The organism is Bifidobacterium jacchi (genome assembly GCF_009078285.1).
In the GTDB taxonomy this organism is placed as follows: Bacteria; Actinomycetota; Actinomycetes; order Actinomycetales; family Bifidobacteriaceae; genus Bifidobacterium; species Bifidobacterium jacchi.
The window spans coordinates 1-4,170 of record NZ_RQSP01000078.1 but is presented as its reverse complement, the minus strand read 5'-3'; the positions used below and the strand labels follow the sequence as shown (position 1 = coordinate 4,170).

The following is a 4,170-nucleotide window of genomic DNA, read 5'->3' as shown; positions in this document are numbered from 1 at the left end:
GGCGTTGGCGGGAGGGTTGTTGGCGGGGAGGGGCCGTTGGTTTGCTGTGGATGGAGGGCTGCTGTCGGTCGCATTGCGGTATGGTCGGCTGCGTAGCGTGTTCATGGCATAATCGCATGCATGCGTATCGTGATTCAGCGGGTGTCCCAGGCGAGCGTCGATGTCGTGTCGCCGCTGGGGGAGATCGATCCGACCTTTGATCCACAGCAGATCGGCCACGGGTACATGATTCTCGTCGGTGTCGGCGACGACGATGGCGATGACGAGGTCGCCTGGCTTGCACATAAGGTTCTCTCGCTGCGCGTGTTCGACGATGATCAGGGGCGTATGAATCGTTCCATTCAGGATGTCGGCGGCGAGATCCTGTCGATCTCCCAGTTCACGCTGTATGCCGACGTTCGGCGTGGCAATAGGCCGAGTTTTGTCGCGGCCGGTTCGCCTGAGCATGCGGATGTGATGTGGATTCGCTTCAACGAGGCATTGCGTTCAGGGGGCGTGATCGTTCGAGAAGGGCGGTTCGGTGCGCATATGCGTGTGGGGCTGGTCAACGATGGGCCGGTCACCATCACGATCGATACGGCGCACGACATGCCGCATCGATCATCGCCGCATGCGTGACCGCACGCGACATGCCGGTAGAACATTCGTTCGACGATGTTGGTATTGTGAGGATTGTCGATTCGCGCCGGTGATATCCGGCGAATGCACAGGAATGCACAGCAGGGAAAGGTGATGACCATGAGTGAGGGAACCACAGGCGACGCGACGGCCGTCAAGACCGCTGCGACGAGCGGCGATGAGCGCGCGAAGCGTCTTGACGAGGAATGCGAGAAGACCACGGGCCATGTCATCGTGATCGACGGTCATGAATTCCATTACAACGCCACAGTGGGTACCATCAACATTGATACGCCGAAAGTCAAACCGGCTGCGAGCGTGTTCTATGCCGCCTTTGACCTGACCGATGCCAAGGGGAACGCCGATTCGACGCGCCCGGTGACGTTCATCTTCAACGGAGGTCCCGGCTCCTCAACCACGTTCCTGCTCATGGGATCGATCGCCCCCAGGCGCATCGACGTGCCGGACGCCGCTCCTGTTCCCGCTGCGCCGTATCATCTGGCCGATAATGCGCATACGTTGCTGCCGGTGTCGGATCTCGTGTTCATCGATGCTGCCGGGGCCGGCTTCTCGCAGATAGTCGACGACGCGAAGAAGGAGCTATGGTCCGTCGACGGCGATGTGGCAGGGTTCAGTGCGTTCATTCGCGCGTATCTGAGTCGGCGGCACCGCTGGAATTCGCCCAAGTATGTTCTGGGCGAGTCGTATGGCACCACGAGAGGCGCGGCGCTTGCCTACAGGCTTCAGCAGGACGGTGTGGCGCTGAACGGACTGACGCTGATCTCCAACATCCTTGATTACGCGCATACGCTCGACACGTCCGATCAGTACTACATCGGCTATTTCCCCACGTTCGCCTCCGTGGCGCAGTATCACGGCCGGGCCGGTGTCGGCATCAGCGCCGAGGAGCATCTGGCCCAGGCCCGTGCCTTCGCCAACGGGCCGTATCGGCTTGCGCTTGCCGCCGGCGCATCCCTTGGCGATGACGATCGCCGTCGTGTTGCCGAGCGATACGCCGAGCTGACCGGTCTGGACGCGGCTTATGTGCTTGATTCCGATCTGCGCGTGTTGGACACGCGTTTCCGCAAGGAGCTGCTGCGCGCCGACGAGCGGATCGTCGGCCGCTACGATGGTCGCGTCGCCGGGTATGATCTCGATCGGACGGCGGCGGAGGAGACGTTTGTGGTGGATGACGCCTTCCTGGATCCCGCGTATTCCAGTCTGGCCAATGCCTATCTGCGCGATGAGCTGGGATGGGATCGTGTCCCCGAACGTCGCGGCTTCGCTGATTTCGACTGGTCCTCCACCGAGCCCGGCAAAGGGTGGACGTGGTGGCACAAGCAGCCTGATGCGACGAAGTCGTCATGGGGGCCTAGCATTCCATTCCCGAATGTAGTGCCGGATCTCGCCGCTGCCATCGCGCATCAGCCGACACTGAAGGTGCTGATCGGCAATGGAATCTACGATTTGTGCACCCCGTTCTTCCAAACCGAATACGACATCGATCATCTGGGACTTCCCAAACCGTTGCGAGGCAACGTGGCATTCACCTACTATCCGGCCGGGCACATGCTGTACTCCAGCGAGCCGAGTCTTGCGAAGTTCTCACGTGATCTTCGACGGTTCTACGAAGCCGATGTCAGCGGCCTTGCCGCACTGGGGGAGCGTCCCGCACCGGTCGTTCCCGCCATTTGCCTGTAGAGCAATATCTGGTTGACTGCACAAGGTCGGCGCACGATCCCATCCGATTGCCCGGCGTGCCAGGAGGTGACAATGATTGACGAGGTGGTGATGCTGCGCCATGGTCGCACATCCTATAACCACGCCCACAGACTGCAAGGGCAGATCGATGTGCCGCTTGATCTGGTGGGGCAGTGGCAGGCCGACCAGTCCGGCCTTGAACTCGCCAAACGATATTACTGGGCAAAGGTCTCCGATGTCGCCGCGCATCCGGCCCGTCTCGCACAGCCGGGACCACAGGCCGCCGAGCGCAGCGACATCGAGGAATACCATGCGTCGCATGCGGCTGCCCGACGCATGATCGTCGTATCCTCCGATCTGTTTCGGGCAGTGCAGACGGCCCATGCCTTCGCTGACCCACTCGGACTCGAGGTGAGCACCGATCGCCGGCTCCGTGAACGCAGCTTCGGCCAGTGGGAGGGGCTGACACGTGAACAGATTCGACGGCTTGATCCGCAGGCTTACGACTCATGGAAGCGTAAACAGGGTGGAGAAGCGGCGTATGGCGTGGAAAGCCGCGAAGCGGTCGGGCGTCGTGGGGCAGATGCGGTACTGGCGTTGATCGACCGGTATCGGGATGATTCCACGGCTACCACGCTCATGCTGGTCGGTCATGGGTCGTGGATTGCCGCGACCATCGAAACGCTGATAGGGCTGCGCATTGGTTCGCTGTCAGGTCTCGGCGTCATCGGCAACGCCTTCTGGAGTAGGCTGTCAGTCATCGATCACGTTGATGATCAACGACTGGATGTTCCCGCATTCCGCCTCGATGCATTCAACGAGGCTCCAGCCTTGGCCCGCGACATGGATTGGGATAACGGTCCTGACTGGCTGCATCCCTTGCGCCCTGCGACAGAAACCCATTGATCGTCTCCCTTGATGCCCGTTCCAGTGGTCTGTCTCGTCATTGGTTGAGTGGCGCAGGCCCTTTTGATGGACGTTGCCTACAGACAGCGGAGCTGTCTGTAGGCAACGTGCGAGCCGACCGGCGAGCCAGCAGACCGCGCGCGCAGCGCGTCCGAAGTTCGTTGATCATATTGTTGGCTCCCCTTGTCAGGGGAGCTGGCCCGCGAAGCGGGACTGAGGGGTAGTGAATTCGTCAACGAACTTGCGACGATGGATACTAGTGTTTCGATTGTGGTTTGTTGCGGATTGGTTCGGATCAGCTCCCGATTGCGCTATCGGTCACTGCCTGATGCGCGGCTTATGCGCGGCCAATCTGTCACGCGGCGTCAGAAGCGACGTTTTTTTGCGTCGCGTGACAGATTGCAACAGTTAGCAATGATCCGTCACGCTGTTGCGCAATCATAAAATGGCGGAATTCCAATGGTTCTTGGCAAAGCTGAATTCGGCTTTGCTTGGTTTTGCGCCACGGTTTTGTCACGCGGCGCCAAAAACGTCGAATATCGCGTCGCGTGACAGATCTGTCATCATCGATTCATCTCGAACATGATTGATGACATCGGGAGGTGGCCTGGTTTTTTCGGGGCTGCTGTTCTAGTGTGCCGCGTCAGAAGTTCGTTGATCATATTGTTGGCTCCCCTTGTCAGGACAGCACCGTGAAGCAAACAGCGGAGCTGTTTGTAGGTGCTGTGCGAGCCGACCGGCGAGCCGGCAGTCTGCGCGCGCAGCGCGACCATGATTGCAGGACCAGCACCGTGAAGCAAACAGCGGAGCTGTTTGTAGGTGCTGTGCGAGCCGACCGGCGAGCCAGCAGGATGCGCGCGAAGCGCGTCCATAATTGCAGGACCAGCACCGTGAAGCAAACAGCGGAGCTGTTTGTAGGTGCTGTGCGAGCCGACCGGCGAGCCG

4 protein-coding genes are annotated in these 4,170 nt (G+C 60.3%); 3 read left to right on the top strand and 1 reads right to left on the bottom strand.

The window, feature by feature from the left end; genetic code table 11:
• Positions 1-120: 120 nt before the first annotated feature.
• The 3 genes from dtd to EHS19_RS10295 all read left to right on the top strand — a co-directional run bounded on the left by dtd (position 121) and on the right by EHS19_RS10295 (position 3,225).
• The gene (gene dtd, locus EHS19_RS10305; RefSeq protein ID WP_151917675.1) at positions 121-618 is read left to right on the top strand and encodes a D-aminoacyl-tRNA deacylase; all 498 of its coding nucleotides are present in this window, start codon (positions 121-123) and stop codon (positions 616-618) included.
• A gap of 120 nt (positions 619-738) precedes the next feature.
• On the top strand, positions 739-2,319 hold the full coding sequence (locus tag EHS19_RS10300) for a S10 family peptidase (RefSeq protein ID WP_241677218.1): 1,581 nt from the start codon (positions 739-741) through the stop codon (positions 2,317-2,319).
• 72 nt (positions 2,320-2,391) lie between these two features.
• Entirely contained in the window at positions 2,392-3,225 is an 834-nt protein-coding gene (locus tag EHS19_RS10295) for a histidine phosphatase family protein (protein ID WP_151917673.1), read from the top strand.
• Positions 3,226-3,788: 563 nt separating this feature from the next.
• On the opposite strand, the gene EHS19_RS11120 is transcribed toward EHS19_RS10295, so the two are convergent.
• Positions 3,789-4,170, bottom strand: a 382-nt coding sequence (locus tag EHS19_RS11120; protein WP_206666362.1) for a hypothetical protein, incomplete at its 5' end; no start/stop codon positions are given.

Coding starts and splice junctions, on each gene's coding strand:
- dtd (WP_151917675.1), top strand. CDS start 121: ATGCGTATCGTGATTCAGCGGGTGTCCCAGGCGAGCGTCGATGTCGTG.
- EHS19_RS10300 (WP_241677218.1), top strand. CDS start 739: ATGAGTGAGGGAACCACAGGCGACGCGACGGCCGTCAAGACCGCTGCG.
- EHS19_RS10295 (WP_151917673.1), top strand. CDS start 2,392: ATGATTGACGAGGTGGTGATGCTGCGCCATGGTCGCACATCCTATAAC.